Origin of the sequence: Roseovarius sp. B08 (assembly GCF_051417955.1) — a bacterium.
In the GTDB taxonomy this organism is placed as follows: Bacteria; Pseudomonadota; Alphaproteobacteria; order Rhodobacterales; family Rhodobacteraceae; genus Roseovarius.
Genome location: NZ_JBPRLW010000001.1, coordinates 3,230,973 through 3,255,511, shown reverse-complemented (window position 1 = coordinate 3,255,511; position 24,539 = coordinate 3,230,973). Strand labels below are relative to the sequence as shown.

Here is a 24,539-nt window from a genome sequence, read left to right as displayed (position 1 = left end):
CTTGGCGATTGACGCACCCGCGGCTGTCGCCTCTCCGGCGATTGCGGTCAGCCTGGCGGCCCGGCAACGACACGCATCCTGAAAGCGAGGAAAGCATAATGATCACCCTTACCGTGAACGGAACGGAGCACAGTTTCGATGGCGACCGCGAAATGCCATTGCTGTGGTATCTGCGCGACGAATTGGGACTGACCGGTACCAAGTTCGGCTGCGGCATGGCCCAATGCGGCGCCTGCACGATCCATCTGGACGGCTATGCGACCTTCGCCTGCATCACCCCCATCTCGATGGCCGAAGGTTCCGACGTGAGCACCATCGAGGGTCTGACCGAGAACGGCGATCATCCGGTGCAGGTGGCCTGGCGCGATCTGAACGTGTCGCAATGCGGATACTGCCAAGCCGGGCAGATCATGCAGGCGGCGGCACTGGTCGATTCCACGCCCGAGCCGACTGACGAAGACATTGACGCGGTGATGAGCGCGAACCTCTGCCGCTGCGGCACTTATCCGCGCATACGGGCCGCGATCAAGCAGGCCGCACAGGCGAGGACAAAATGATGCAAACAACCCGCATTGCGAATGTCAGCCGCCGTTCTTTGTTGCTGGGCCTGGGGGCCGGCAGTCTTGTTCTGGCCGTGGGCCTGGCCGCCCGCGGTCTCTCGCAGGAGGCGGCTGCCGAGTTCGGCGCCGATGCGATGCCGAACGGATGGCGCGACGACCCCAACGTCTTTGTCTCGATCGACGAGGCCGGCATCGTCACCGTGACCATCCACCGCGCCGAAATGGGACAGGGGTGCGTACCTCGATTGCCATGGTCGTGGCCGAGGAGTTGGAGGCGGACTGGGACAAAGTCCGCGTGACCCAGGCCCCGGGCGACGAGTCGCGCTATGGCAACCAGGACACCGACGGATCGCGCAGCCTGCGCCATTTCTTCGATCCCATGCGCCATGCCGGGGCCTCGGCCCGTGCAATGCTGGAACAGGCCGCTGCCGATGCCTGGGATGTGCCCGTGGCCGAGGTGCGCGCCGAGGGGCACTTTGTGCGCCACGAGGGATCGGACCGCCGCATGGGCTATGGCGAACTGGCCGCCGCCGCGGCCGCCCTGCCGGTTCCCGACCGCGAGGGGGTGCGCCTGAAGGATCCGGCAACCTTCCACTATGTTGGGAAAGGCGATATCGGGCTGGTCGACAACAATGACATAACGCGCGGTACGGCGACCTACGGGATCGATGTTCGCCGCGAGGGGATGCTCTATGCGGTCATCGCCCGCCCGCCGGTCTTTGGTGGTCGCATCTCCAGCGTGGATGAAAGCGCCGCCCTGCAGGTGGCCGGAGTCGAACGGGTCGTCCGTCTGGACCCGCCCGCAATCCCCGCCGAGTTCCAGCCGTTGGGTGGCGTGGCGGTCATCGCCCGCAACACCTGGGCCGCGATCAAGGGCCGCGAGGCACTGGTCATCGAATGGGATGACGGGCCCCATGGCAGCTATTCCTCGGAAGAGTATAAAACCGAGCTTGAGGCGGCGGTGCAGACCAGCGACGGCAAGCTGATCCTGAACCGGGGCGATGTCGAGACCGCGCTGACCGCGGCGCCGACCCGGGTGGTGGCGGAATACTACATCCCCCATCTGGCGCAGGCGCCGATGGAGCCGCCCGCCGCCGTGGCCGATGTCCGTGACGGAACCTGCGAGGTCTGGGCCTGCGTGCAGGCCCCCCAGGTCACGCGCCTACGTCTGGCGGAACAGATGGAGTTGCCCGAGGAGGACGTGACGGTGAACGTCACGCTGCTGGGCGGCGGTTTCGGGCGCAAGTCCAAGCCCGATTTCGTGCTGGAGGCCGCGATCCTCAGCCGCGAGATGGGTACCCCGGTCAAACTGACTTGGACGCGCGAGGACGATCTGCATCACAGCTACTATCACACCGTTTCGGTCGAGCGGCTGGAAGCGGGGCTGGACCATGCCGGCAAGGCCGTCGCTTGGCTGCACCGCACCGCCGCCCCCACGATCGGGTCGATCTTCGCCCCCGATCCGAAGGAAAAGTTGCCCTTTGAGCTGGGAATGGGCCTGACCAACATGCCGCTGGACATCCCCAATGTCCGGGCCGAAAACCCGCAGGCCCCGGCCCACGTGCGGATCGGATGGTATCGGTCGGTGTCCAACATCCCGCATGCCTTTGCCATCCAGTCTTTTATCGCGGAATTGGCCGATGCGGCGGGCCGCGATCCTCGCGACTATCTGCTCGAGGTGATCGGGCCCGCCCGCCTGATCGACCCGAGCGAGATTGGCGATGTCTGGAACTATGGCGAGAACCCCGACCGCTATCCCATCGACACGGGTCGCCTGCGCAAGGTGACCGAGACGGTGGCAGAGGCAATCGGATGGGGCCGCGAGATGCGTTCGGGCCGGGGCTTGGGACTGGCGGCGCATTACAGCTTCGCCAGCCATGTCGCCGTGGCAGCCGAGGTCGATGTCAAGGACGGCGAGGTGCATATACCGCGGGTCGAGATCTCCATCGACTGCGGCGCAAATGTAAATCCCGACCGCATCCGCTCGCAGATGGAGGGCGCGGTGGTCATGGGTGTGGGTCAGGCCCTCACGACCGAAATGACATTTCATGACGGGCGTGCGCAGCAAGGCAATTTCGACAGCTATCTGATCCCGCGCATGGAGGTCGCGCCACGCGAGATAAACGTGCATCTGGCGTCCTCGGGCGGCTACGATCAGCCCTTGGGGGTGTGGGCGAACCGGGCCTGCCTCCGGTGGTCCCGGCCATCACCAATGCGATTTTCGCCGCCACCGGGCATCGCATCCGCCGCCTGCCGGTGGCCGATCAACTCCGCAGTTGAGGTGCCGATGCGGAAAATGGATTGAAAACCACGATTTTCAAAGTCTTCGGCGTTTACGGGCGGGACGCGACAGTCGACGTCAGTTCAGATCACCAAACAGCGTCGGCAGGAGTTCGGAGACAGTGGGGTGGATCGGCACCGCCCGCACCAGGCCGTCCGCCGGAATGCGGGCGGTCATCAGGTCGAGAATCCCGTGGACCGCCTCGTCACCGCCGGGGCCGAGTATCGCGGCGCCGAGTATCGCGCCCGTATCAGCGTCGACGACCGCTTTCATCAACCCCTGCGTCTCGCCCTTTTCGACGGCCCGGCCAACGCGGGTCATCGGGCGGGTGGCGGTCCGAACCTTGTGTCCGGCGGAACGCGCCTGCGCCTCGGTCAGGCCCGCCCGCCCGAGCGGCGGGTCGATGTAAAGGGCGTAACCTGGCACCCGGTCCGAGACCTTGCGGTCGGCACCCTCGAGGAGGTTCGCAGCGACGATTTCATAGTCGTTCCAACTGGTATGCGTGAAGGCGCCCCGGCCATTGCAATCGCCGAGCGCCCAGATGCCGGACACCGCGGTTTCCAGCCGCTCGTTCACCGGCATGAAGCCGCGCGCATCGGTGGCAAGGCCCGCGGCGTGAAGGCCGAGGTCGTCGGTGTTGGGCGTCCGGCCGACCGCGAGCAGCACATCCGTCCCGTGCACCTCGGGCGCACCCTCGGCACAGCTTATGTGAACGCAGACACCCTCGGGGCCCGGAGCGAGTTTAATGCAGTCCGCGTCAAGCCGTACCTGGATGCCCTCTGCCTCCAGTATGCCCCGTATCGCTTTCGACACTTCCGGATCTTCGCGCGGGATCAGTGCCGGTGCGCGCTCGACGACCGTCACCTCGGCGCCGAAGCGGCGATACATCTGCGCGAATTCGAGACCGATGTAACTTCCGCCGACAATCACCAGATGCTTGGGCACGCGGTCGAGTTCGAGGATCGTAGTGCTGGTGAGGTGCGGCAACTCGTTCATGCCAGGTATATCCGGCCGGGAGGGACGGGCGCCGACATTGAGAAATATCCGGGGTGCGTTCAGGATCTCGCCATCCACCTCGACCGACCCCGGCGCCACAAACCGAGCCTGTCCTCGGAACAGCGTCAGGCCCTCCATTCCGGTCAACCAGGACTCGAGACCGTCGCGCGAGGCCCCGACGACGCTGCGCATCCGCGCCCGAACCTGGTGCATGTCGACCTGCGGCGGCGTGGTGCCGATGCCGAACTCCGCGGCCCGCCGAACCACATGCGCGGTACGCGCGGAGGCCACGAGGGTCTTGGTCGGCGTACATCCGGCATTCACGCATGTGCCGCCGACGCGCTTTCGCTCGATCAGCGCGACGCTCATTCCGGCTGCCGTCAGACGCGCTGCAAGAGGCGGGCCCGCCTGGCCGGAGCCGACGATCACGGCATCGAATGAACGGGTCACGCCGTCACCGCCCGGCCAAAGCAGCAGGGATCGTCCTGACGAGTTCGACCAACAGATCGGACCGGTCGCTCTGCAACGGCGGGTGCCGCACTGTAGCAGGCGCCCGATGCAGTTCGGCCGCCTGGCTGAAACGGGAGACGCGCCCCATCGTTCAACTCCTATTTCGGCAAGTTGCGCCGTGGCACGATAGAGCCGAATCGGCGAAGCGCCAATAGGTGGGGAGCATTGCCCTTCCATGGCGCCGCCTCCTGTGCCCGAGCCGCACTGAGAGCAGAATCGGGAGCAGTTACGGTCGGTGTGGTTGCGGGCGTTCGTCGGCGTCGGGAGGCGGTTGCGGAGAGAAGCACCGCCTGGCGATTGCGCATCCATGTTTCGATCTCGGCCAGGCTGGGATCTTCGGTTTCGATGAAACGGATGCACTGCTCCATTTCCTGCCGCATCCGCGTGTCCGGGACGTTGGCGAGGGATCGCGCCGGATCGTTCCGAGGCAGAATTGGCCGAACTTGCGCTGAACTCCGAAAACCCGGAGCCGGCCAACAAGACGTTGCAACGACTCCTGGAGTCTGAGGAACAAAGGCTTGCAACCATAGCTCAGATCAGTGCGCGAGCCGCGCTCGCCTGCGCAGCGCCCCACCTTGGCGCCGGATCAATTGCGATCCTCCGGAAGGTTCTGGCCGAAGCAGACGCGGTGGACTTGCCTTTGATCCGGATGAAGCTCCTGCGTGAAATGGCGTCGCGACTGCAAGAGCAAGCCCCCGATGAAGTCGCCGTCCTGACCAAGTCGGCAGATCGCATCGTCGCGCAAGAGGGCTACGCGACCGCCCTCCTGCCGATCGAGGCGTGCGTCACTCACCTGATCGAGGGGCTCGGGAGGCCTGGATGACGCAGATCGAACATGTTCTTGTCTTTCCTTGGCAGGCTGCCCTTGGCTGGGAGACAAGCGGAACCGCATAATGCGTCGAAGTTCACGGGCGCGCAGAAAGCGTTCATCGTCAAGCAAGCGGAGGACGGGACGTCCGTTGCGGAGGTCTGCTAGGGACCTCTTCTCGCCTCATGTATCTGTCCGGAAGACGACCCTAAAGCGTTCGCAGATCAGGTCCTGGTTCTCGTCGCATTCGTAGAATTCGGCGAGGTTCTTTCGGAGGGTCTTTGCGGTGCCGTCCCATTCCCCGTAATCCTGCGCAAAGTCGTTATCCAGATCGCCGAGCCGGCGCAGCATGACCTCCGTCGTCTCGATGACGGCGACCGGCGCGGAGTCCCCTCGCAGGAGCACGCTCAAGGCCCCCACGTACGGCCATGCCTCGCGGGACGGGTATTCGCTGGGCGGCGAAGAGGTTGCTGTCTTCTGGCCAGAAAGGACGACCGAAGCCCCGTGATCGGCCGAGGCGGCGGAGGAACCTATCCGCATCACGTCATACAAAACCGGGTTGTCGAAACCGGCCGCCGCGTCACTCGCCAGAAAGCGGTGCCAGAACTCCTCGACTTTCTTTTCCATCTCGTAATGCCTTTCAGAGCAATCGCGCCCCACCGGGGGCACCTCGTTCCTCTCGATCACAATGATGTTCGTCGTGCAACGCTACAACGCCCTGCCTTGGCGTGGTCACTGCTGATTTCCTGTCGGATCCGCCGCGTGCCGGGTGACGGTGGCGATAAACTTCATGACCGATCAGCCACTTGTCGGCGAAGCGATCGACTGCGACGTGGCTGACGTACTCGCCGGCCCGAACGGCATGCCGATCGGGCGCTGCGGTTTCCCTGCCGAGGCAAGACTTCCAGAGCATGCCGTCACGGTGCGCCGGCCGGAGGCGGCGGTCCGGTCTCGATCCCGGGCAGGGGGCGGGGCTCGGCCTCCAGCAGGACCTCGGCGATGCCGGAAAGGCAGCGCTCCCGCAGCCAGTCGGCATGGGCGCGTCGATCGCTGGCGGTGGCGGGCCAGAGCGCCAGTTCGGCGGTTCGCACATAGGCCTCCATCAGGCTGCCGGGGGCGTCGCCCGCGAATGCGGTCAGCGCATCCATATGCCGCCTGGCCAACGCCTGATCCCGGTCGAGGACGGCGCATTCCAGCGCCGCGGCGTGAAACCAGACGAAGGAATGGGACAGCGCGTAGTGCGCGCTGCACGTCCGGCCGAGGGCCAGAGCGGCGTCGCGTTCCTTTCGCGTCCGGGCCAGAAGCGCGCTCAGCCCGAAAGCCGTCGCGCCGATGTCGGCATTGGTCTTTGCCCCCACCAGCAGCGGCGCGAGCAGGCGCCGGGCGGTGGACGGATCGCCCCGTCGCAGGGCCAGCTGGACCCGCAGGATGTCGACATCCGCCGAGATGCGGCTTTCCTTGCGGACCGAAATCAGCTTGTCGATGGCGTCGATGTCGTCCTGCATGCCGTCCAGATTTCCGGCGACCAACCGCATCTCGGCCCGGACCTCGCGAGCGACGGACTGGGTGCGGGCGGCCCCGCACTGGATGGCGCTGTCGACGGCGACATCCGCGAGAAGGAAGGCATGCGGGCCGGGGTCGGCAAAGAACCGGGCAAAGCCGCGCATGAACAGATATTCCTCGCGCACCAGCCCGAGCCCGGCGCTTTCGGCTGTTTCGATGACCCTGGAGAAGTGATGATAGGCCTCGGCGAACCGGCCCGAGGCGTAGGCCGCGTCGCCGAGCCCGCCGTGGCCGCGGGCGATGCCGCGCGGATCGCCCGCCGCTTCGGCCACGGCCAGGGCGGCGGCGTGATGCGTCCGGCAGGCAACATGATCGCCACGCACGAAGGCGCGGTTGCCCCGCTGTTCGTGAATCTCCGCCCGTGCCGCGCCGGCAAGCCCGCTGGCATCGGCGATCTCCTCCGCCGCGTCGAGGGCGAGGTCGGCCTCTTCCCCACGGCCCACGCGATGCAGGACCAGCGCCTGACGGGTCAGCATGGCCACATGGGTCTCGGCCCGGGTAGCGAGTGCATGGGCGGTGCGGTAATCCTCCAGCGCCCCGGCCATGTCGCCCCGGATGCGACGGATGCTGGCGCGGCAGGAATGCAGCTCGGCCCGGGATTCGGGATCGCAGTCGCGCGCGAGGCCGGACTCGATATAGGGGATGGCGGCCGAAAAGCGGCGCGCTGCGACCATGGCGTTCGCGGCTGCCACGGCCGCGTGCCCCGCGTCGATGTCGTCCGTCGCCCGCAACGCGTGATCGGCCCAGCTGAACGGTGCTGCCCCCCGGAAATGGGCCGCCGCCCGCGCGTGCCAATCCCCGCGCGTCTGCTCGGGAATGGACTCGTAGATCGCCAGATGGATGAGGTCGTGACCGAAGGCCAATCCGGTTTCGGTCCCGTGCAACAGGTCCCCGCTGGATCGCAGCCGTGCAGTGGCGGGAAAAATCGCGGCGGCATCCGCCGGATCGAAATTGACGCCGAGGATCGCCGCCTGCCGCAATCCGTCCCGCTCGGCCTCGGGCAGGCGTTCGACCTGTTCCTGCACCAGTTCGGTGACACTGGCGGGGAGCGCGCCGTCGCTCCACTTCGCCTCGAGCAGGCGGATCAGGAACAGCGGATGCCCTGCGGCCCGTTCGATGGCCGCTTCTGGAGCGGCGATGTCGGGCGCAACGGCACGGACGAGGTCGCGGGCCGTCGCCTTTGGTAGCGGTGGCAAGGTGACCCGCACCAGCCCCGACCGCGCGCGGACCGCCAGCCTCCGGTCAAGGCTGCGTGGTCCCGGCCGTTCGGTCAGAAGAACGACGGTGCGACTGTCCTGAAGCTGCCTGATCAGGTCGAGGATGAAATCGCCCGCGCCCATGGGCCGCCAATGACAATCCTCGATCACGACAAGCAGACCCGAGGGCTGCGCCGCGCGGGTCAGCGCGGCGGCCAGAACCTCGACGATCCGCGCTTGCTGCACCTCGGGCGCGAGCGCGCTCATCCGCAATTCCACCTCGTTGCATGGGTCCGCATCGTGCAGCCACGACCAGACCGCCTGATCAATCGAGGACGCGTCAACCGGCTTCGCAAGGTCCCGCAGCCCCGCCATGATCCGCTGCGCCAGGTGGCGCGATCCGGCTGAGAACGCCTCGAACCCGGCGGTTGTGACAGGCATCCCGGACTGGCCGACGCTGCGGGCGATTTCCGTGGTCAGGCGACTCTTGCCGATCCCGGCCTCCCCGGCCAGGTGGATTGTCAGGCCGGTCTTCGCCGTCTGGGCCGATGCGATCGCGGCCTCGATCTGCGCCAGTTCCGTCTCCCGCCCTACGATCGGCAGGTCAGGGCGTTTGCGCATCGCGCCCGGGCGCAGGGCGACGGCGCGCTGGCCCGCTTCGACTGCCAGACCAAGACGCGGTGCCAGGTCCGCAGACACGAGAACCTCACCTGGCTCCGCCATCGCCGCGAGCCGCCGCGCCCGGGCATGGGACCGGGGCGTTGCCTGTGTGGCAGCGTCCTGAGCGATGAGCCCGAAGGACAGCGCCTGGCCCGCGCTGGCAGCCAGTTGCAGCGCCGTGTTCGACACGTCGCGCAAGGCCTGGTCGGTGAAGAGGAGCGCCACCTCGCCCGGGCCGGACTCCAATTCCACCGCACCGTCGGCTTCCGCCCTGGCGCGAAGCCGGGCAAGATCGGCCGCGCCCTCCGCCTCCATGCAGATCAGCAGGAAGGTCGTCCCGGGCGGGGCGGTATCCGTCGTGTCGATCGTTGTGTCCGGGCCCGGCGAGCTGGGCGCAGCGCCAGCGCCCCGACGCAGCCGATCATAGAGGGCGCGGGTCTCCGCCGCCGGCGCCGCACCAAGATCGCGCCGCAGCGCGGCTTCCAAGGTTTCATACCGTGTCCGCACTGCCCCGCGCATGCCGCGCGCCGCATCCAGTTGCATCAGCCGCCGATGTGCCGCCTCGTCGAGCGGATCCAGTCCCAGCAGCCGATGCGCCAGCGCCGCGGCCTCCGGTCTGTCGCCCGCGCGATCGAGTTCTCGTGACAGCGCCTCCGTGGCGAGGGTCGCGAGCCTCGCGCGATGCTCCGCGATGGCCTGCGCAAGGTCCGAGGCAGTCGCGTCGAGGCCTTCCAGAAACGGCCCGCGATAGAGGCGCGCCGCCTCTGCCATATCATCGCGCGCCAGTGCCTCCTGAAACGCGTCGAGGTCGGATGACACGCCCGCACCAAGGCGCAACTCCTCGGCCTCCGTCTCGATCCAGCCATCGCCCCCGGCACGGCGGATCTGCGCCAGTGCCTGGCGCAGGCTGACCCGCGCCTGTTCGGCGTCACTGTCCTCCCACAACAAGGCGGCCAGCCGCTGCCGCGTCATTGTCCGGTGCCGCGCAACCGCCAGTAACCCGGCCAGCATACGGGGCTTGCGGGCGCTCAGCGGTACCTTCGCACCGTCCCGCGTCATCGCGAAACCGCCCAGACATTCGAGCCGGAGACTCATTTTTCACGCACCTTTCACGGCCAGCCCCCCGGTTGAATTCACGCAGACCGGGCAAAAGCCGTCTCATCAAAAAATTTGAAAGAACCGACTCATGACAAAATTCACTGCAACCCGAAGATCCGAAATTACGCCCGGAACAGAAAAGCCAAAGTTTTTCATCGACCTGATCACACGCATGTTCGGGCTGCCGCGGATCGACCCCCTCGACGAGACGACCGGTCTTCCGCCGCTTCCTCAAAATTCGAACCTATGGTGACCCACATGACCACCCATCGCAATAATCTTCCTCAGCTGAATAATACTATGCTGCTGACCGATTCCGGGCTGGAAACGACGCTGATCTTCCATGATGGCCTCGATCTGCCGGCCTTCGCCGCCTACCCGCTGATGGAGACGGCCGAGGGGCGTGAGACGCTGGAGCGTTACTATCGCCGCCACATCGCGATCGCCGCGGACCACGGCACCGGCTTCCTGCTGGAGGCTCCGACCTGGCGCGCCAGCCGCGACTGGGGCGCGCAGCTGGGGCACAGCCCCGAGGACCTCGCGCGGATCAACCGTGCGGCGATCGGCTTGCTGTCCGATCTGCGCGGAGCCCGCGGGTCGGTCCGGCCGATGGTGATTTCGGGCAACATCGGCCCGCGCGGCGACGGCTACCGGCCCGACACCGCCATGACCGCCGCCGAGGCCGAGGACTACCACGCCGAACAGATCGGCTGGTTCGCCCAGACCGACGCGGACATGGTGACCGCCGTGACACTATCGACGGTCGCCGAGGGCATCGGCGTGATCCGGGCCGCGAAGAAGGCCGGGCTGCCGGTGGTCGTGGCCTATACGGTGGAGACCGACGGCCGTCTGCCCGACGGCACCCCGTTGGGCCGCGCCTTCGAGGAAACGGACGCGCGTACCGACTGCGCCGCCGCCTACTTCATGGTCAACTGCGCCCATCCCGACCATTTCCGCGGGGCGCTGGAGGCCGGCTCCGGCTGGCTGAAGCGGATCGGTGGCGTGCGCGCCAATGCCTCTCGTCTCAGCCATGCGGAGCTGGACGAGGCCGAGGAACTCGACGCCGGCAATCCGGCCGAGCTGGGTCGCGACTATGCACGGCTGCGTCGCCTGCTGCCCAACCTCACGGTTCTGGGCGGCTGCTGCGGGACCGATCACCGTCATGTCGAGGCGATGGCCGATTGCTGCGTGGGGATCCACGCCGCCTGACCCGAACCTGACCGCGCTTCACCCTGAACCGCCTCTGATGATATGGGGTGCCGGCACCTGCCGGCACCTTCAACCGCCAAAGGGCCGCAACGCGGTCATAGGACAGGACAATGATACAGACGACACTGGCGCCGCACGCCATCTCGGCCACGCCCGGCGACCAAGCGCTTTCCATCATCCAAAGCGCATTTGAACAGGACCCGCCTGTGCGATGGCTCTACCCCGATGACGCGGATTACCTACGGTACTTTCCCGACTTCGCCGCCGCCCTTGGCGCGCCCGCCTTCGCGGAGGGAACCTTGACCCTTAACACGGCCGCCGCGGCGCTTTGGGTTCGGCCCGGCTCCGAACCGGACGAGGCAGCCTTGGGCGCGCTTGTCGAACGATCCATTCCGGCGCATCGTCAAGCAGACGTTTTCGCCGTGATCGAGGAAATGGGCGCACATCATCCGGAAGAGCCGCACTGGTATCTGCCCGTCTTCGGCACGCGACCCGAGATGCAGGGCAGGGGACATGGCACGGCGCTACTGCGTCCCGTGCTCGAGGTCTGCGACCGCACCGGCGTGCTTGCCTATCTCGAGGCGACGACCGAGCGCAATCGCGCACTCTATGCCCGCCACGGGTTCGAGGCGACGGCAGAAATCAGGATAGTCGATTGCCCACCACTGACGGCGATGGTCCGCAAACCCCCGGTAAAAGGAGCACTGCCATGACCGTCTTACACGCTCTGCAGTATCTTGGCCGGGCGGGCCACCGTGACAAACCTCGCCTGCCACGAAGGGGCTGCTGGCCGATCGCGCCCGGGCGCGTTCCTGAAAGCCGGAACGCCGGCACGGGCCCCCTGGCGGGGTGTCCGCCGATCCACCCGGCGGTGAGGCAACCGCGATGACATCAGGACTGACGCTGCGGCCCTACGAAAGCTCCGACGCGGAAGCCCTCGCCGCAATCTATTGCAAGGCCGTGCTTCACCTGGGGCCGCGCGCCTATGGGGTTGACCAGGTCGCGGCGTGGCTGTCCATCGCGCCGGACGCCACCACGTTGCACCAGCTCTACACCGACGGTCGGCACGCCATTGTCGCGGTCAATGGGGCGAATGAGCCGATCGGGTTCGGAGATCTGGCCGACACCGGTCACATCCGGTTTGTCTATGTGGATCCCGAGCACGCGGGTCGCGGCATCGGCTCTGCGCTTGTCGCAACGCTGTTGAAACACGCACGGGAGGCCGGAATTCCCAACGTGTTTTCCGACGCCAGTGAATTGGCGCGTCCCGTGTTCGAGAAGGCCGGCTTCACCTGCGTCTCACGCCAAGAGCACGAGATTGGCGGCTCCCGGATCCACAATTTTCACATGCGCATCAGAGTGTCGCGCGACATACCCTCGCCATCGCGGTCACGGGATCAAGGTTAGGCAGACTCATGGAGACAAACACGCAATTCGAGATCCGGCAGGCCGAACAACGCGATGCCGCCGAGATCGCCCGGCTCTTTCTCATCTCGTCGGGCGGGCTGGCGACATATATCTGGCGCAGGCTGGCCGGAAAAGGCACGACGCTCGAAGCGGTCGGTGCCGCCCGCTATGCCCGTACCGGAACCGCCTTTTCCTATCAGAACTGCCTGCTTGCGACTCTGGGCGAACAGATCGCCGGAATGGTCCACGCCTTCGAGATGCCGGAAACGGACGCAGAGGAACCGGAAACGGACCCGGTGCTCGCTCCCTACGCGGCGCTGGAAGATCCGGGCTCGCTCTACATTTCCGGCCTTGCCGTGCATGCTCCGTTCCGATCTCACGGGATCGGAGTCGCCCTTCTCGACTGTGTCGAGGCCCTGGCTTTCACCCGCGCCCTGCCGCGCCTGTCACTCATCTGCTTCGAGCGAAACACGCGCGCAGTCGACTTTTACCAGCGCGTCGGTTTCCGCGTCGCGGATCGGCGGCCCATCGTTCCGCACCCGGATTTGCACTACGCGGAAGGTGACGCGCTTCTCATGACCCGAAGCATCACAGGGGTGCGAGCCGACGGTGGGTCGGTTCACCGCCGCGATGTGGCTGACAGTCAAGTCGGCAGCACCGACACGCAAATTACTGCCGAAGACTGAACAAGGAATAACCCGATGACCTCCAGAACGCTGCAAATCTGTCTTGCCGCGATTTTTCTTTTCCTGGGCGCGTGGTGCCTTTTGTTTCCGGGCATGGTGGTGCGCGTCACCTTCCGCCCCGAGCTCGCGACCGCGACCGAACAAGCGCGTTTCCTAATGGGCTGTTTCGGCGCGCAGGCGGTGCTGTGCGGCACGATCATTGCCACCGCCCGATTTACTCCCACGACTTTCCTCGTCTTCGGGCTGGTCGGTTCGGTCCCCTTCTTTGCCTTCAATATCTGGTTCTGGCTGATCGAGCCGGTTCTGAACACTTGGATGCTTTTGGACCTTGCGGGAAATGTCGGAATTTTCGTGACCGGCATTTGGGGATGGCGTCTTTCGCGAAGAGAACAGGCATGCGCATCCGATTGACATCCCGGCTTTTCGACACACTCACAAAGGATCAATTCCTATGAAACTTACTGAAAAACGATCGACGCCTTCGACGGCCAGTTCGACCCGCTTTCCGCGATCGGGCGTTATGCGGCATTCTCTCTTGGTGAAACCGGTGGCAACCCCGCCGGCGTGATGATCGCGGATGCATTGCCCGCGGATGCCGAAATGCAGCATCTCGCGGCCCAGGTCGGCTACTCCGAAACCGTCTTTGCCGCCCGGCAGGGCGACGGCCGGTGGAGGGTGCGCTACTTCTCGCCCGAGGCCGAGGTTCCCTGAAAGGCGGCCAAGATGAGCAGGCACACCGACACCTCGCGTTGCCCCGGTTGCGGCGCAGTCCTCAGGGACATCGATGGTCCGGTTCATGCCTACATGACATCCTCGCCGGCCTGTTTCGAACGTTTCAACCGCATTCTTGCGCCGGAGTATAGCCAGCCGTCACTTCGTGACACGCATCGCCTGACCGTCGATACCTACGCGGTTCAGCACCCGGGAGAGGGCAGTGACAGACGCCGGATCCAATCCGTCGGTCTGCACCTTGCACGTCTGTGCCTGCAACTCGCCGATCCGCGCCCCCCTCGTGAGACGAACGACGTGATGCTCGGCCTCTCGAAGTACAAGGAGACCCTGAAACAATTGCAGCCGCCGGCCCGCTTCACCGAGACCGCTGCGGATGTTGCGCCATTCGCCGGCTCAGCGCATCACGCCGGGAAGGTCCGCGATTGGGCTGCCGCGACGTGGAACGACTGGGCCGAGCACCACGAGTACATTCGAGAATGGATTGCCGAGAGAAGAGGGGATTTGAAGCCTCGGGCCAAGCGTCTGCCCTCGACGAGACGGAAGAACTGACGCCATTCGAGGAAGGTCATCGTAGATTCTTCGAAGAAGAGCTGGCGCGTTGGAATCAGCGCCTGAACCATACGCGGAACATCGCCGTGTTATGTGTCTGCGCGGAAAGTGGTGGCATGAACCGATACGCCGCATTTGATCGAAATCACTTCCAGCCTACGGACCCGGCGATGGGCGTCCCTAACCGGTTGCGCTGCCGTCCTCGTTCCAGTCGGGCCAGTCAGGGAAGCAAAGCGGTTCGACGTCCCCCAGATATGTGAGGTGTGAAGACCAGGCTGCGAGGTTTCCCCTCAGCCTCTCTTCCAGGCTGCTTTGGTCTTCGTAGCTGTAGCCATGCCCCTGCACTCCATAGGAAATGAACGGCGGCAGAACCGAGAAGCCCATGTAGTGCAACGAATACTGCACTGGCCAGAGCATCGTTTCGAAATCTCCGCCCCGGCTTGCTGGGCCGAAGGCGGCGCGCGGCGCGCCGGTGGTCACGGATACAAGGGCGCGTCGTCCCTTGAAGTAGCCCGTGCCGTAGCGCATCCGGCTGGTGTAGAGCCCTCCACTCACGAAGACGCGGTCCATCCACCCTTTGAGAATCGCAGGCGGGCCATGCCACCAGAGCGGGAACTGAAGGATGACGAGATCCGCGCGTTCGAGATGGCCGATCTCCTTCAGGATGTCTTCGGGCAAGCTGTCGGCGTGCCAGGCGTGGCGTTGCTCGGCAAGGGGCGCGAACCGGTCCGATTGCACGCGGTCCGCGTAGTGCTGCGCGCTCTCGACCGGGTCGAAGCCCGATCCGTGAAGGTCACTTGTCGTGACGGTGGCGCCCTGATTTTCGAGCGTGGTCTCGGCCACTCGCGTGAGGGCGCCGTTGTATGAGGCCGGCTCGGGATGAGCATGAACGATATGGGTGTGCATCTGCGTGTCTTCCTTGATCCTTTTCGGAGCTTGACCTGACACTGGGCTTTCATTTCTGCTATGTCACCTAAAGATATTGCATATCGGGATTTCACAGATGAACAATCGGCTCGACTGGAACGACTACCAGACCGTACTCCGGATCGCGGAAGCGGGCTCGCTTTCAGGCGCGGCGCATCGGGCCGGGTCGAGCCATCCGACCATGTTCCGCAGGATCAACGCGGTCGAGGAGAAGCTTGGCGTGCGGCTCTTTGAGCGATTTCGCACGGGGTATCGCCTGACGGCCGCAGGGGAAGAAGTCGCGAAGACCGCGCGCGAGATGGAAGACCTCGCCATCGTGACCGAGCGTCGCGTGGCGGGCCGCGACCTGAGGCCCTCGGGTATCGTGCGCCTGGCGACGACCGACACGCTGCTACACGGCCTGCTGGCACCTCAGATTGCCCGTTTGCGGCATTCGGAACCCGAGATCGTGCTCGAGGTCGCTGTATCGAACGAGATTGCCGATCTCTCCGTCCGGGAGGCGGATATTGCAATCCGGCCCGCGGCGTCGCCCGAGGAGCACTTGGTCGGACGCCGCCTCGGCCGAATCCGGCAAGCCATCTACGGGGCGCGGTCGCTTGGCCTCGGCGAGGTTGATCGACGGGAATTGTCAGGCCTGCCTTGGATCGGCCCGAGCACGTCGATGGCCTATCCTCAGCTTCACCTATGGATGCGAAAGCGCGGGTGTGAACGATCTTGCATCTGCAGGATGGATAGCGTCCTGGGTATGCATGCTGCGGTCCGTGCCGGCATCGGCGTCGCGCTGCTGCCGTACTATTTGGCCGAACCGGATGCTGACCTGCAACGCCTTATGGAGGTCGACGACCTCGCCGCGGACCTTTGGATGCTGACCCATCCCGACCTTCGCTATACCGCCCGCATTCGCGCCGTGCTCGATTTCTTCGGCACCGCACGGGCAGACTTGGTTGAAACGATTGACGGCTCCGAGTAGCGGCCGTTCCCTGCTGTCCAGGGAACGGGCAAGACGGGCTCAAAGCCGTCACGCGGCGTCGCAGCAGGTCGGACATCCGGCAGGCAGCAGCGGACGTCGCTCAGGGCCCATTCCGGTCCTTCGCTCTATCATCAAGATGCTTCGGTCGCAGCCTGCATTGCTGCATTGGCAGCTTTTCTCGGGTCTAAGCGGTGGGAAGCGTTTGAACCGAGACCGAGGCAAAGGCGCACAAAAACACCGGGCGCTGTCCGTCGCGAGGGTTGTCCTGCATCGCTGTCAGAACTCCTTGATGAACGCGGAAATGCGCCAGTCGCTGCCGCTAACGGCAGACGTGCGGGCCTCAGCTTTCGGTGGAGTCGGTCTGCGCCGGGCGGCTTTTGGACCCTGTTCCGGGCTTGATCGGCGCGCTGCGCATGCCGAACTTTCGGAAAGGCAACTTCTTGGCCGGCTCGCTCAGAAATTCCTTCAGGTCCAGTTGTTTCTTCGGGGTCGAATATCCCATTTTTTCTACTTTCATTTGAATGCGTTGAAGCCGCCCGGGTTCGCATGGGAACCGGAGCTGCCGTGCCTGGTCTTCGCGGCGCAGCGTGCGGCGCGTTTTGTCGAATTTTCTGACAACGCGTCCCGATCACGCCCCGCGTCGAGGCCGTGATCCCGGTCTTCGGCAAAGGACTCGGTGAGGCCAAACCAGCAGCCGGTGCGTTGTCAGTGGCAGAGGCTGCTCCGATTGCGGTGTGTTCGCCGCTCCCGACCATCGCGTGAGCCGGTCGGAAGCGTTTCTGGCACGATCAGGGGACGCGCGACCGCGGGCGATCCCTTACCGGGAAAGCCCTGCGTCGCGTGCCTCTCGGGCTAGTTTGAGCTTGGCGCTCTTTTCCACCCGTTCGTTGGCCTCGGCTTCCAGTATCTCTCTGGCCGCCGCTGTGGTCTTGTCCAGCCGGGTGACTGGCGCAACTGGCGCGTTCTTGAAAACGCTGGAAGGCGTCAGGTGCCGCCCGCCATTGCCGGTTTGCGGCGGGACCTCCTTGAAGACGTCCTCGAGGGAAAAGCTCATGCGATTTCCAGCGCGCTGGCGGACTCGCGCCCGTCACGGCCGGTCTCGGTCTCGAACTTGACCTTCTGGCCGTCATCCAGACCGCGGATGCCAGCGCGCTCCAGCTCGGAGATGTGAACGAACACGTCCTTGCCGCCGCTCTCCGGCTGAATGAATCCGAAACCTTTGGTTGAGTTGAACCATTTCACGGTGCCATTGGCCATATCCGTGTACTCCTGTTTGGGTGCTGCCCACAGGATGCGGCAGCCCGGCATAGTCAGACTGAATCGATCAACTGAGAGCCGGGTAAACGGAAGCAGCGGTTCGAGAGAACAACATAAGCATCTTACAAGTAAGCCTGCGACGCATGAAATACAAGCCGCATTGGGCTGGCCGCCCCTCTATTCGCCAGTTGATGCTGCCATCTTGGGTATTGCGGTCACCGACCAGTATCTCGGGGTTGAGCTCGAGGACGCTCTGGAAATCTTTGAAAGTGTAGAAATCTAAAAGCCAGGGCTGCCTTCACAGGCGGCAACTATGCCTCGGCGAGGGCTGCATCGATCATCCGCGCGGCCATTTCCTTGGCGATCTGCGCCGCGTCGGGCATGCCGCGCACATGGGCGGTGGCGATGGCACCCTCCTTGAGCAGGGCCAATTGCTCGGCCAGCTTTACCGGGTCCGGGGCTCCGGCGCTGGCACACTGCCGTTCGAGATATTCCAGGATGCTGCGCTTGTGCTCGGCGGCGACGCGATGGGCGGGATGTGACTGATCGCTGAATTCGCCGGATACGTTGATGAAGGCGCAGCCGTGAAAGCCCATCCCCCTGAACGCGCGTCCCTCGAACCAGGTCTCCAACGCGTCGAACATTGCCAGCAGACGCGCGCGCGGCTCGGGCGAGGCCTTTTCCATCTCGCCCATGAGCCAATTGCGAAACTGTTCGTCACGCCGGTGCAGCACCGCGAGAATCAGTTCGTCCTTGGATCGGAAATGGTTGTACAGCGTCATCTTCGCGACGCCGGATTCCTCCAGGATCTTGTCGATCCCGGTGGCATTGAAGCCGCCCGCGTAAAAAAGTTTCAGGGCAGTTTCTACAAGATCGTCGCGACGAGACTTTGCCATAATAACCTAACATATTCAGACTGTTCTGTATATATGTGGCAGGGATTTCTGTGCTTTACAAGCCCTGGAGCGGTGACGCGTCAACAAATCCGACGCTATTTCGAGGCTTGAAATAAACAGACCGGTCTGTATGTAATTTGAACATTCGAACCAGAATAGAGTGAGACAACCACATGACCCGTATCGCACTTCCCGCTTCGATCGAAACCGCTCCGGCCGCAGCACAACCGCTTCTCGAAGCCGTCAAGAAAATGCTCGGCAGCGTGCCGAACCTCTTCCGCATTACCGCCAACAGCCCTGCCGCGCTCGAAGGCTATCTCGGCCTCAACGGCGCGCTCGCCAAGGGCAGCCTCGATGCCCGAACCCGCGAGGGTATCGCGCTGGCCGTGGCGCAGATCAACGGCTGCGACTACTGCCTTGCCGCCCATACCTATCTCGCCACTCACGTGGCCAAGCTCGACGAGGCGGAGATCGCCGCGAACCGGGCCGGCGGGTCTGAGGATGAAAAGGCCGATGCCGCCATCCGCTTTGCCACCGCCCTCGTGAACGCGCGCGGCCATGTCTCCGAGAACGGTGTCTCGGCCATCAAGGCCGCGGGATACTCGGAGGCTGAAATCGTCGAGATCGTGGCTCATGTCGCGCTCAACACGCTGACCAATTACCTGAATTCGGCGCTCGACACGCCGATCGACTTCCCGGTCGTCAACGCCAAGGTGGCCTGACCCCGGAGGCGCCCCGGCATCCTTCCCCCGGATCCCTACCTGCCCCCTGTCGGGGCGCCAGAATTCCATCGTAACGGAGATAGTCCATGACCCGTCCTCCTCTTCCGCCCTTCGACGAAAGGGCCGCCATCACCAAGGTCCGCATGGCCGAAGATGGCTGGAACAGCCGCGACCCGGAAAAGGTCGCGCTGGCCTACACGCCCGACTGTCAATGGCGCAACCGTGCCGAGATCTTTCAGGGCCGCGAGCGCATCACGGAGTTTCTGACCCGCAAATGGGCAAGCGAACTGGGGTATCGGCTGATCAAGGAACTCTGGGCCCATCAGGGCAACCGGATCGCCGTGCGCTTCGCCTATGAATACCGCGATGACAGCGGATCTTGGTTCCGCGCCTATGGCAACGAGAACTGGGACTTCGCTCCGGACGGCCTGATGCAACGGCGCATCGCCTCGATCAACGAATTGCCCATCACCGAGGACGCACGGCTGTTTCACTGGCCGCTCGGACGGCGGCCCGACGATCATCCGGGTCTTTCGGACCTGGGACTCTGAGACAAGCGCGGTGTCATGCGTTGTTCACGGCATCGCCGCGCCAGCCGGGCCGCAACCATAATTTTAAGCCATAAGGTCTTAGTAGAATGAAAACCACTTACATGCTTCGCATTTCCACCCTGGCCCTGGCGATTGCCGCCAGCAGCCTTGCGGTCCCGCCAGCCCTCACCGAGGCCGGTCCGGCCCTCGTGGAACGCGCCGCCCAAACCGTCGCCGATAGCCCCGAGACCATTAGAGCCGCCTGCGCGCTGTCATTGGCCGATTTTCCGACCGACTGTCCGTTTCCGGAAGCGCCCCCGCGCCGCCTGCGCCGCCTGGCCCCAAGGAACGCGGACATCGCACTCTCCTGCGCGGCGTGACCCCGTGCCGTGAACGGCTGATCTGTGTCTTTTGACGCGACAGAGGCGATCCCGCTGCCCGAAATCTTCCTGTTTCCAGCAGACCCGATGCGTAACCTCATCGCGTCTCACGTAGGAGGGCCTGTGCTTGATGCCGCATGTCGCGTTCTACAGCGCGTGAGTGTCGGAGCAGGCCGTTTTCATGCCATCCGCCCTCTTTGGGCGCTCGGGGTGGCGTCCAGCGACGACGCGCTGGCCCGCGAGGAGATCTTCGGGCCGGTCCTTTCGGTCATCACCGTCGGCAGCTTCGACGAGGCGATCCGGGTGGCCAACGATACCGACTACGGGCTCGCCGCCTCGCTCTTCACGGCCAATGCAAAGCGGGCGATCCGGGGGGCACGGATGCTGCGGGCCGGGACCGTGACCGTGAACAGCTTCGGCGAGGGCGACATCTCCACCCCCTTCGGCGGCTTCAAGCAGTCGGGCTTCGGCGGGCGGGACAACTCCATTCACGCGCATGACCAATACACGCAACTGAAAACGATCTGGATCGACCTCTCCGACGACGAAGACGAGGCCGTCGATTGATCGCCCATCGCGCCCGGCGTCTGCCGGTCCAGCTCGGGCCGGCGGCGTGGAACACGATCCTCGGGCCGCAGCCCCCGGCTCGTATGCTGGAGGGCGACCGCACCGCTGATTTCGTCGTGGTCGGCGCAGGCTTCGCCGGTCTTTCGGCGGCCCGGCGCCTCTTGCAGCTTCAACCCGGTGCGCGGATCGTGATGCTCGAAGCCGGGCGCGTTGCCGAAGGTGCTGCGGGCCGGAACTCCGGCTTCATGATCGACCTGCCGCATGACCTTCAGTCCGATGACTACGCGGGCGAGGGAGATGACCGGGTGATGATCGACCTCAACCGTCACGCGATCCGGTTCGCGGGCGAGGCGGTCGAGGAATACGGGATCGACCGGAACTTCTTTGACCGGGCAGGGAAGGTGAACGGCGCGGTGAGCGTGGCCGCCGAAGCCCATAACGCCAGCTATGCAAGCCATCTTCGCACGCTCGGCGAAAGCTGCGAGATGCTCGACGCACAGGCCATGCGCGAGATGACCGGGTCCGGCCACTACCGCTCCGGCCTCTATTCGCCCGGCACGGTAATGCTCCAACCCGCCGGCTACATCCGCGGCCTGGCGGCGGGCCTGCGTGAACAGGGCGTGGACCTCTGCGAAGAAACGCCCTGCACCGGGTTCGAGCGCGCCGGGTCAGACTGGCGCGTGCGGACACCCCGTGGCACGATCACCGCTCCGCGGGTGATCCTGACGGTCAACGGCCATCTCGAAAGCTTCGGGTTCGCGACCGGACGGCTCATGCAGCTTTTCCTCTACGCCGTGATGACGAAGGAGCTGGACGAAGCGGCGCTGAAGCGCCTCGGCGGGAAGGAAAGATGGGGGATCACGCCGGCAGACCCGATGGGCACGACGGTGCGCCGGATCGACGTCGGACAGGGCGGCAACCGCATCGTGGTGCGCACCTGCGCGACGCTGCGCCCGAACATGCGGCCGACAAGCGCCGACCTCGCCCGTGCCGCCCGGACCATGCGCCGCAAGTTCGATCAGCGGTTTCCGCAACTCGCCGGGATGAAGATGGAACATGCCTGGGCCGGACATCTCTGCCTCATCCTGAACGGCGTCTCCGTGACGCGACAGCTTGAGGAAGGCATCTACTCGGGCTGTGTCCAGAATGGCCTTGGCACGACCCGCGGCACTCTCACCGGCATTGCAGCGGCAGAAATGTCGGTGGGGCAGACAAGCTTTGTCACTGAGCATTTCGGAGCCGAGGAGCGGCCGAGACGCCTCCCCCACAGCCGTTTCGGCAGATCGGGGTGAACGCGGTGCTGCGGCTGAAAGAGTGGCGCGCGCGGGAGGAGTGAGGGCGATGCTACCCACCGTGTAACGGATTCACGGCAGACTCAATTGCACCATTCGTCCCCCGTCCACCGTGTAGACCTGCCCAGTGATGAACCCGCTTTCCTCTGCCGCAAGGAAGGCGACGAGGGCTGCAACCTCCTCGGGACGCCCCGTCCGTCCCACGGGATGGATGCGCCCCAGCCCCGCACGGAAGGCCTCCGCATCGCCGGCGGCACCGACCATCCCCGCATTCAGCTCCGTCTCGATCCAGCCCGGGGCCACGGCGTTGCAGCGGATGCCCTCGGCCCCGTGATCCACAGCGACTGACCGGGTCAGTCCGTGCAGCCCGGCCTTGGAGGCGGAATAGGCGGCGTGGTTCGGGTTGCTCCCCAGCCCCTCGATGGAACCGACATTGACGATGGCGCCACGGGTCGACCGAAGATGCGGAAGCGCGGCACGGATCGTCACGAAGGGTGCGGTCAGGTTGACCGTGAGGGTGCGCTGCCAGTCCTCGACAGACATATCCTCGACCCGCGCCTCTTGCATCATGCCGGCGCTGTTGACCAGCACGTCGAGGCGCCCTGCGCGCGCTATTACCTCTTCGACCGCCGCGGCCGGGCCTTGCGGGTCCAGAAGGTCCATCGCGACAGAGTCGAACTCAGGATCGTCGCGCCGTTGTGCCGTGAAGACTTTTGCGCCTTCCTCGGCCAGGCGCCGGGCGATGGCCTGCCCGATACCACTGCGCGCTGCAGGAACCTCACAACCGGATACTGACCGGGCCTTTTGCTGGGGTGGTGCGCGAAACGGGTCGCCGTGGTGGAACTTGAAGCTACGCTACCTGCGTTAATGACTTCGCTTTCTGGGTCGTCATATCCCCATGACCATCTCTTCGATATCGACCCGCGCGCCGCGTACCGGCCATACACTCGGACCTATTCACGTCGCATCCGAAAATAGTCTTCATCGCACTTGGCGCTTTTGTAGTGATCACCAGGTCCCGACTGGGATCATGCCGGAATTGGTCACATTGGTCAGTTCTCGCGACGCTGAGACCGCTTAGGCGCGGCGCTTCCAGATTCCGTTCTGTCGGCCCGCCCAGTTACCACCGCGTTCTCGACGGTCTCTACCAATCGCCCGATGAGATCTCGAAAAGGCGGAACATCTTATTGCTGGCAACCAGGTTCAACTGCGGGAAACCCGGCCCTGGTCCGCCCGGTTCCGTGAACCAGAGCAGCGCGTCGAATTTCTGCGGCCACCCGTGGTAGAAGTCATCTTGGATGCCATCCGACGTGGCGGTCGTCGGCGGATCGTGGCGAGCCCCATGCACAAGCTGGTTTCGGTCGAGCGGCCAGGCTTGGGGCCGGTGCGGCGGCATCGTGCGCGCGTTGACGCCGACAGGCGAGGTGTTGGTGAACAGGTTAGCTACGTAACCATCGGTCTCGATCACGACCAAGGCTGGCGCATGCTGCAGGCGATAGACGTCCCGCGTTAAGGAATCCCTTCCGATGAGCACGCGCGCGCCCTCCGGCAGTTCGGAAACCGCCGCCCGGATCTCTCCTTGCGTGCGGTCGAGATCAGCCATTCTGTCATGGACGAAGACTTGCTGGAGCGCAAAGAGGCCCAAGAAGGCCGCGAACAAGGGGACCGCGCGAGACCGTCCGGCCGGGGTCAGGGAAGCGCCGGCCAGCAGGATCGCCACCGGAATTGCCCCGAATCGGATATGCAGGAACGAGATCCCCAGAAAGGCCGCAGGGACTGCCAAGACGAGCACGACGCTTGCAAGGAAGACAGGCCGCAGCGCGGGCGCCAACGTCATCCAGCCTCGGCGGAACGCAATCACCAGCAGCAGGCCGACGCAGACGAACAGCGATTTCCCCTCGACCGAGACATGCGAGCTGTCGTAATCGAAAGGCGCCACGAATGCCTCCAGGCGACTCTGCAAGCCACCGAAGCCGGCGATCTCCGTGTCCAGGCCCGTCAGCCGGTCCGGAAAGCTCGCCGCGAACAGCACGAGCGGTACAACGGCGATCAGCCCGTCGCGCAAGATCAAGCGGGTGGCGAACTGCGAAAGTCGCCCGCGCGCGCTGGCCGCGAACTGGCCAATCTCATAGGCCAGCATCAGGAAGCCGAACAGCAAGAAGCCAAGGATATGGCTGAAGAAAAGCACGGGCATCAGGAGCACGAATAGCGCGGTGCGGCGCCATCCCGGGCGCAGCCAGATCCACAGGGCGAGCAGGCAAAGGGCCAGCCCGGACGAAAAGACGAAGTTGATGAAGCCCCACGCCAGCGGTTTGCCGTAGATCAGCAGGACAGCTGCTGCCACGGGAAGGCCGACGCGTCCCGTAGTCACTAACGAAAGGAGCGCCACACCGAGCGGCAGCATCGCTACGGACAGGACGTTGAACAGCGCCCCCGCAGAATAGGGATCCATCACCGCCATGAGGGGGCGCATGAAGAGATCCATAGCCAGATCGGGATAGATGCCCCATTCGACCGTGAAATGCTCCTGCAAGGCCGCAGATCCGGCGAGGCGGTGCTCGATGTAAACGCGCGCCAGATGGTTTGGGTAATCGCCGGAAATGCCCAGCGAGTACAGAAGCATCGGCGATAGCGCCGCAACCAGTACGGCGAGCAGAAAGATCGGCCGGATCCAAGCGGATACGAGCATCGCGGGCATGTAGCCTCCAGGGCCGACGCGGAATGTTTCGGACACGTTCATCGA

Annotated in this window: 27 protein-coding genes and 2 pseudogenes; 18 read left to right on the top strand and 11 right to left on the bottom strand. The window is 64.8% G+C overall.

Annotated elements, in window-relative coordinates; translation table 11 throughout:
* Positions 1 to 98 precede the first annotated feature (98 nt).
* Genes ACSQ76_RS16530 through ACSQ76_RS16520 form a run of 3 tightly spaced genes read left to right on the top strand, consistent with a single transcriptional unit; the run spans position 99 to position 2,865 of the window.
* Positions 99 to 557 (top strand): (2Fe-2S)-binding protein, encoded by a 459-nt coding sequence (locus ACSQ76_RS16530; RefSeq protein ID WP_306127784.1) that lies wholly within the window; start codon positions 99 to 101, stop codon positions 555 to 557.
* Entirely contained in the window at positions 554 to 859 is a 306-nt protein-coding gene (locus ACSQ76_RS16525; protein WP_437157453.1) for a hypothetical protein, read from the top strand. The genes ACSQ76_RS16530 and ACSQ76_RS16525 overlap by 4 nt, the downstream gene beginning before the upstream one ends.
* A complete protein-coding gene (locus ACSQ76_RS16520; RefSeq protein ID WP_437157452.1) occupies positions 793 to 2,865 on the top strand; it encodes a molybdopterin cofactor-binding domain-containing protein in 2,073 nt (690 codons plus the stop codon). Before ACSQ76_RS16525 ends, ACSQ76_RS16520 begins: the two co-directional genes overlap by 67 nt.
* 54 nt (positions 2,866 to 2,919) lie before the next feature.
* On the opposite strand, the gene ACSQ76_RS16515 is transcribed toward ACSQ76_RS16520, so the two are convergent.
* Positions 2,920 to 4,287 (bottom strand): FAD-containing oxidoreductase, encoded by a 1,368-nt coding sequence (locus tag ACSQ76_RS16515; protein ID WP_437157451.1) that lies wholly within the window; start codon positions 4,285 to 4,287, stop codon positions 2,920 to 2,922.
* 493 nt (positions 4,288 to 4,780) lie between these two features.
* Between ACSQ76_RS16515 and ACSQ76_RS16510 the strand changes: the two genes are divergently transcribed.
* Positions 4,781 to 5,170, top strand: a complete 390-nt coding sequence (locus ACSQ76_RS16510) for a hypothetical protein (protein ID WP_437157450.1) — start codon at positions 4,781 to 4,783, stop codon at positions 5,168 to 5,170.
* Positions 5,171 to 5,338: 168 nt separating this feature from the next.
* On the opposite strand, the gene ACSQ76_RS16505 is transcribed toward ACSQ76_RS16510, so the two are convergent.
* Complete coding sequence (locus tag ACSQ76_RS16505) at positions 5,339 to 5,842, bottom strand: ASCH domain-containing protein (protein ID WP_437157449.1); 504 nt, start codon at positions 5,840 to 5,842, stop codon at positions 5,339 to 5,341.
* A 230-nt stretch (positions 5,843 to 6,072) separates the two neighbouring features.
* Positions 6,073 to 9,669, bottom strand: coding sequence for an AAA family ATPase (locus tag ACSQ76_RS16500; protein ID WP_437157448.1), 3,597 nt, complete (start codon positions 9,667 to 9,669; stop codon positions 6,073 to 6,075).
* Positions 9,670 to 9,760: 91 nt separating this feature from the next.
* On the opposite strand from ACSQ76_RS16500, the gene ACSQ76_RS16495 reads away from it, so the two are divergent.
* From ACSQ76_RS16495 to ACSQ76_RS16470, 6 genes are all read left to right on the top strand, one after another.
* Entirely contained in the window at positions 9,761 to 9,925 is a 165-nt protein-coding gene (locus ACSQ76_RS16495; protein WP_437157447.1) for a hypothetical protein, read from the top strand.
* Between the two features lie 47 nt (positions 9,926 to 9,972).
* Positions 9,973 to 10,881 (top strand): homocysteine S-methyltransferase family protein, encoded by a 909-nt coding sequence (locus ACSQ76_RS16490; protein WP_437157446.1) that lies wholly within the window; start codon positions 9,973 to 9,975, stop codon positions 10,879 to 10,881.
* 110 nt (positions 10,882 to 10,991) lie between these two features.
* Positions 10,992 to 11,594, top strand: coding sequence for a GNAT family N-acetyltransferase (locus ACSQ76_RS16485; RefSeq protein ID WP_437157445.1), 603 nt, complete (start codon positions 10,992 to 10,994; stop codon positions 11,592 to 11,594).
* A 172-nt stretch (positions 11,595 to 11,766) separates the two neighbouring features.
* A complete protein-coding gene (locus ACSQ76_RS16480; RefSeq protein ID WP_437157444.1) occupies positions 11,767 to 12,288 on the top strand; it encodes a GNAT family N-acetyltransferase in 522 nt (173 codons plus the stop codon).
* An 8-nt stretch (positions 12,289 to 12,296) separates the two neighbouring features.
* Entirely contained in the window at positions 12,297 to 12,974 is a 678-nt protein-coding gene (locus ACSQ76_RS16475; RefSeq protein WP_437157443.1) for a GNAT family N-acetyltransferase, read from the top strand.
* A gap of 15 nt (positions 12,975 to 12,989) precedes the next feature.
* Entirely contained in the window at positions 12,990 to 13,385 is a 396-nt protein-coding gene (locus ACSQ76_RS16470) for a hypothetical protein (protein ID WP_437157442.1), read from the top strand.
* A 21-nt stretch (positions 13,386 to 13,406) separates the two neighbouring features.
* Here the strand turns inward: ACSQ76_RS16470 and ACSQ76_RS16465 are convergent, their stop codons facing one another.
* Entirely contained in the window at positions 13,407 to 13,583 is a 177-nt protein-coding gene (locus tag ACSQ76_RS16465; protein WP_437158258.1) for a hypothetical protein, read from the bottom strand.
* On the opposite strand from ACSQ76_RS16465, the gene ACSQ76_RS16460 reads away from it, so the two are divergent.
* Positions 13,542 to 13,685 (top strand): PhzF family phenazine biosynthesis protein, encoded by a 144-nt coding sequence (locus ACSQ76_RS16460; RefSeq protein WP_437157441.1) that lies wholly within the window; start codon positions 13,542 to 13,544, stop codon positions 13,683 to 13,685. The two genes, ACSQ76_RS16465 and ACSQ76_RS16460, sit on opposite strands and share 42 nt — an antisense overlap.
* Positions 13,686 to 13,697: 12 nt before the next feature.
* Positions 13,698 to 14,255 carry a DUF5946 family protein gene (locus ACSQ76_RS16455; RefSeq protein WP_437157440.1) on the top strand — a complete coding sequence of 186 codons (558 nt, stop codon included), beginning with the start codon at positions 13,698 to 13,700 and terminating at the stop codon, positions 14,253 to 14,255.
* A gap of 180 nt (positions 14,256 to 14,435) precedes the next feature.
* On the opposite strand, the gene ACSQ76_RS16450 is transcribed toward ACSQ76_RS16455, so the two are convergent.
* Complete coding sequence (locus ACSQ76_RS16450; protein ID WP_437157439.1) at positions 14,436 to 15,161, bottom strand: NAD(P)H-dependent oxidoreductase; 726 nt, start codon at positions 15,159 to 15,161, stop codon at positions 14,436 to 14,438.
* A 76-nt stretch (positions 15,162 to 15,237) separates the two neighbouring features.
* Here ACSQ76_RS16450 and ACSQ76_RS16445 point away from each other — a divergent pair, with 76 nt between their 5' ends.
* Positions 15,238 to 16,152 carry a LysR family transcriptional regulator gene (locus ACSQ76_RS16445; RefSeq protein WP_437157438.1) on the top strand — a complete coding sequence of 305 codons (915 nt, stop codon included), beginning with the start codon at positions 15,238 to 15,240 and terminating at the stop codon, positions 16,150 to 16,152.
* Between the two features lie 340 nt (positions 16,153 to 16,492).
* On the opposite strand, the gene ACSQ76_RS16440 is transcribed toward ACSQ76_RS16445, so the two are convergent.
* The 4 genes from ACSQ76_RS16440 to ACSQ76_RS16425 form a co-directional block, all read right to left on the bottom strand.
* Positions 16,493 to 16,654, bottom strand: a complete 162-nt coding sequence (locus ACSQ76_RS16440; protein WP_437157437.1) for a hypothetical protein — start codon at positions 16,652 to 16,654, stop codon at positions 16,493 to 16,495.
* Between the two features lie 315 nt (positions 16,655 to 16,969).
* The gene (locus ACSQ76_RS16435; protein WP_306127802.1) at positions 16,970 to 17,206 is read right to left on the bottom strand and encodes a hypothetical protein; all 237 of its coding nucleotides are present in this window, start codon (positions 17,204 to 17,206) and stop codon (positions 16,970 to 16,972) included.
* Complete coding sequence (locus ACSQ76_RS16430) at positions 17,203 to 17,409, bottom strand: cold-shock protein (protein WP_306127803.1); 207 nt, start codon at positions 17,407 to 17,409, stop codon at positions 17,203 to 17,205. Before ACSQ76_RS16430 ends, ACSQ76_RS16435 begins: the two co-directional genes overlap by 4 nt.
* 311 nt (positions 17,410 to 17,720) lie before the next feature.
* The gene (locus tag ACSQ76_RS16425; protein ID WP_437157436.1) at positions 17,721 to 18,305 is read right to left on the bottom strand and encodes a TetR/AcrR family transcriptional regulator; all 585 of its coding nucleotides are present in this window, start codon (positions 18,303 to 18,305) and stop codon (positions 17,721 to 17,723) included.
* A 173-nt stretch (positions 18,306 to 18,478) separates the two neighbouring features.
* Here ACSQ76_RS16425 and ACSQ76_RS16420 point away from each other — a divergent pair, with 173 nt between their 5' ends.
* From ACSQ76_RS16420 to ACSQ76_RS16400, 5 genes and pseudogenes are all read left to right on the top strand, one after another.
* On the top strand, positions 18,479 to 19,027 hold the full coding sequence (locus tag ACSQ76_RS16420; RefSeq protein WP_437157435.1) for a carboxymuconolactone decarboxylase family protein: 549 nt from the start codon (positions 18,479 to 18,481) through the stop codon (positions 19,025 to 19,027).
* 86 nt (positions 19,028 to 19,113) lie between these two features.
* A complete protein-coding gene (locus tag ACSQ76_RS16415) occupies positions 19,114 to 19,578 on the top strand; it encodes a DUF1348 family protein (protein ID WP_437157434.1) in 465 nt (154 codons plus the stop codon).
* Between the two features lie 86 nt (positions 19,579 to 19,664).
* Positions 19,665 to 19,937 carry a hypothetical protein gene (locus ACSQ76_RS16410; RefSeq protein ID WP_437157433.1) on the top strand — a complete coding sequence of 91 codons (273 nt, stop codon included), beginning with the start codon at positions 19,665 to 19,667 and terminating at the stop codon, positions 19,935 to 19,937.
* A gap of 222 nt (positions 19,938 to 20,159) precedes the next feature.
* A pseudogene (locus tag ACSQ76_RS16405) lies at positions 20,160 to 20,504 on the top strand (aldehyde dehydrogenase family protein); the annotation flags it as partial.
* The gene (locus tag ACSQ76_RS16400) at positions 20,501 to 21,796 is read left to right on the top strand and encodes an NAD(P)/FAD-dependent oxidoreductase (RefSeq protein WP_437157432.1); all 1,296 of its coding nucleotides are present in this window, start codon (positions 20,501 to 20,503) and stop codon (positions 21,794 to 21,796) included. The pseudogene ACSQ76_RS16405 and the gene ACSQ76_RS16400, both read left to right, overlap by 4 nt.
* Positions 21,797 to 21,868: 72 nt before the next feature.
* Here the strand turns inward: ACSQ76_RS16400 and ACSQ76_RS16395 are convergent.
* Together ACSQ76_RS16395 and ACSQ76_RS16390 are read right to left on the bottom strand one after the other, a co-directional pair.
* Positions 21,869 to 22,555, bottom strand: a pseudogene (locus ACSQ76_RS16395) (SDR family NAD(P)-dependent oxidoreductase); the annotation flags it as partial.
* A 385-nt stretch (positions 22,556 to 22,940) separates the two neighbouring features.
* Positions 22,941 to 24,536, bottom strand: a complete 1,596-nt coding sequence (locus ACSQ76_RS16390; protein WP_437157431.1) for a hypothetical protein — start codon at positions 24,534 to 24,536, stop codon at positions 22,941 to 22,943.
* Between the last annotated feature and the right edge of the window lie 3 nt (positions 24,537 to 24,539).

Bases quoted from the DNA above. Each gene is read 5' to 3' on its own strand.
- ACSQ76_RS16530 (WP_306127784.1), top strand. From the start codon at position 99: ATGATCACCCTTACCGTGAACGGAACGGAGCACAGTTTCGATGGCGAC.
- ACSQ76_RS16525 (WP_437157453.1), top strand. From the start codon at position 554: ATGATGCAAACAACCCGCATTGCGAATGTCAGCCGCCGTTCTTTGTTG.
- ACSQ76_RS16500 (WP_437157448.1), bottom strand. From the start codon at position 9,669: ATGAGTCTCCGGCTCGAATGTCTGGGCGGTTTCGCGATGACGCGGGAC.
- ACSQ76_RS16495 (WP_437157447.1), top strand. From the start codon at position 9,761: ATGACAAAATTCACTGCAACCCGAAGATCCGAAATTACGCCCGGAACA.
- ACSQ76_RS16490 (WP_437157446.1), top strand. From the start codon at position 9,973: ATGCTGCTGACCGATTCCGGGCTGGAAACGACGCTGATCTTCCATGAT.
- ACSQ76_RS16485 (WP_437157445.1), top strand. From the start codon at position 10,992: ATGATACAGACGACACTGGCGCCGCACGCCATCTCGGCCACGCCCGGC.
- ACSQ76_RS16480 (WP_437157444.1), top strand. From the start codon at position 11,767: ATGACATCAGGACTGACGCTGCGGCCCTACGAAAGCTCCGACGCGGAA.
- ACSQ76_RS16475 (WP_437157443.1), top strand. From the start codon at position 12,297: ATGGAGACAAACACGCAATTCGAGATCCGGCAGGCCGAACAACGCGAT.
- ACSQ76_RS16470 (WP_437157442.1), top strand. From the start codon at position 12,990: ATGACCTCCAGAACGCTGCAAATCTGTCTTGCCGCGATTTTTCTTTTC.
- ACSQ76_RS16460 (WP_437157441.1), top strand. From the start codon at position 13,542: ATGATCGCGGATGCATTGCCCGCGGATGCCGAAATGCAGCATCTCGCG.
- ACSQ76_RS16465 (WP_437158258.1), bottom strand. From the start codon at position 13,583: ATGCTGCATTTCGGCATCCGCGGGCAATGCATCCGCGATCATCACGCC.
- ACSQ76_RS16455 (WP_437157440.1), top strand. From the start codon at position 13,698: ATGAGCAGGCACACCGACACCTCGCGTTGCCCCGGTTGCGGCGCAGTC.
- ACSQ76_RS16450 (WP_437157439.1), bottom strand. From the start codon at position 15,161: ATGCACACCCATATCGTTCATGCTCATCCCGAGCCGGCCTCATACAAC.
- ACSQ76_RS16440 (WP_437157437.1), bottom strand. From the start codon at position 16,654: ATGGGATATTCGACCCCGAAGAAACAACTGGACCTGAAGGAATTTCTG.
- ACSQ76_RS16435 (WP_306127802.1), bottom strand. From the start codon at position 17,206: ATGAGCTTTTCCCTCGAGGACGTCTTCAAGGAGGTCCCGCCGCAAACC.
- ACSQ76_RS16430 (WP_306127803.1), bottom strand. From the start codon at position 17,409: ATGGCCAATGGCACCGTGAAATGGTTCAACTCAACCAAAGGTTTCGGA.
- ACSQ76_RS16425 (WP_437157436.1), bottom strand. From the start codon at position 18,305: ATGGCAAAGTCTCGTCGCGACGATCTTGTAGAAACTGCCCTGAAACTT.
- ACSQ76_RS16420 (WP_437157435.1), top strand. From the start codon at position 18,479: ATGACCCGTATCGCACTTCCCGCTTCGATCGAAACCGCTCCGGCCGCA.
- ACSQ76_RS16415 (WP_437157434.1), top strand. From the start codon at position 19,114: ATGACCCGTCCTCCTCTTCCGCCCTTCGACGAAAGGGCCGCCATCACC.
- ACSQ76_RS16410 (WP_437157433.1), top strand. From the start codon at position 19,665: ATGAAAACCACTTACATGCTTCGCATTTCCACCCTGGCCCTGGCGATT.
- ACSQ76_RS16390 (WP_437157431.1), bottom strand. From the start codon at position 24,536: ATGAACGTGTCCGAAACATTCCGCGTCGGCCCTGGAGGCTACATGCCC.